Below are 1,653 nucleotides of genomic sequence, written 5' to 3'. Positions count from 1 at the left end.
CCTGAATTATTCACGGAACAGTATCTGAACTGATAACTGTACCATGAATCCCCAAATTGACCCATGTAGCCTAAACATCGCTCAACCAATCTCCAAAAAGGGTATAAAATCCCTGTAGCAGAGTTCTGAGCGGTTATTAAGCTGTCAAGGTTCGTTAATAGTTGCTATTCCAGCTATACATTCAGCTTACCGATATTTGAAAGTGTCTCATAGAATTCATTCTTATAAGGGCAGCTGCTACACAGCTTGAATGTGATATATCTTGCTGAACGAATTACTTTTGCAGCAATCTTCAGCAGTTTTAAACGGACGGTATCTATGCGTTGTTTTCGCATGTTTGCTGATAACGCCAATCGTCTAAACCAATTAAATATGTTATACGCAAGAGCGTGTACCTGAAGTCTGTTTGCATTTACGATTCTGGTATGACTGCTTACGGAAGCAAAATCAAAACCGGATTTGCTTTCTTTGATAAAGTTTTCCATCAGACCTCGCTTGCAGTAAAATTTGATAAGATACTCTGGTGCGGAATCCATGTTTGTGACAACAAATGTGTACATGTAAACCATCTGGTTTTCCGGCTTTTCAACCTTGCATACCACACGCCTTTCATAAGGCCATGACTTTGCTTTGTACATGAATTCACCATAAACTACCGCATAATCCACTTTGTTATTTCTGGTGATTTCATTAAGTTCATCCACAAAATAGGATGCTTTTTCACGGAGAAGACCATTCTCCTTCAGCCGGATCACATAGCTTGTGCCGTTTTCTTCGCACTGCTTATAAAGATCAGGAGTCGCAAAACCACTATCACCACGAAGCAGAATACGGATTGCAGGATAATCATTCTGGTATTCATCCAGTATCGGCTGCAGGAAGTCAACCACTCCTGTACAGGAATACTGTGTTCCATCACGAAGCTGTACTTTTATCAGATCTCCAGTCATTCCGTCATAACAGACAAGCGGATGATAACCATTGCTTTGATAATGAAAGTTAAAGGCTCTGCCTTCCTGTCTGCCGTATGCATCAAGAAGGGTGGAATCCAGATCCAGAATAACAGCCGATGGCATCTGAATACTGTAAATTTTCTTCCGAAGCACTCTGGCAATCGCAAGGAACTGGTTTAAGGTATCTTCATCCATACGGTTAAAGAATCTCGATACCGTAGGCTGTGATGCAAGCACATCTTTTTCAAGTACAGACTTGAATACCGGATCATTGGTCAGTTCATCGGAAGCATCATCTTCGAAATAACCGGCAATGATCATATATATCATCTGGAGCAGATTTTTCTGATCCGTGTGATATCTGAATAATGCAGGATCATTGGTCTTGAAAGTTTTGTCTAAAAGCTTATCAATACCAAGCTTGCTTATGAATTCTTTGATAAGAAGCAGACCTGCATCGGAGGAGAGATCTCCTCCATCAAAATTTATTTTTATCTGTCTATTGCTTTCTAAGGCTAAGGTGTTTACAATACTCATAAAGGGCTCCTTTGGGTTATTTTTTAAGATTCGACACCTTAATTTTACCACAAATGGGTGCTCTTTTTTCATTCATCTGATAGGTGAAAAGCAATATTCAGTTAAAATATAGAAACTATGTGGTTTTCAGCCACTTTCACGGCTGTGCCGTGAATAATATAGG

At 39.7% G+C, this 1,653-nt stretch carries 1 protein-coding gene; it reads right to left on the bottom strand.

The window, feature by feature from the left end; translation table 11 throughout:
• Positions 1-173: 173 nt before the first annotated feature.
• Positions 174-1,490 (bottom strand): IS1380 family transposase, encoded by a 1,317-nt coding sequence (locus DW650_RS18645; protein ID WP_118210811.1) that lies wholly within the window; start codon positions 1,488-1,490, stop codon positions 174-176.
• Between the last annotated feature and the right edge of the window lie 163 nt (positions 1,491-1,653).

Origin of the sequence: Roseburia sp. AM23-20, assembly GCF_003470905.1 — a bacterium.
Lineage (GTDB): Bacteria > Bacillota > Clostridia > Lachnospirales > Lachnospiraceae > Roseburia > Roseburia rectibacter.
The sequence above is the reverse complement of the archived record's forward strand: the minus strand, read 5'-3'. Positions and strand labels throughout refer to the sequence as shown.

Excerpts from the sequence above, each read along its gene's own strand:
- DW650_RS18645 (WP_118210811.1), bottom strand. The coding sequence starts at position 1,490 with ATGAGTATTGTAAACACCTTAGCCTTAGAAAGCAATAGACAGATAAAA.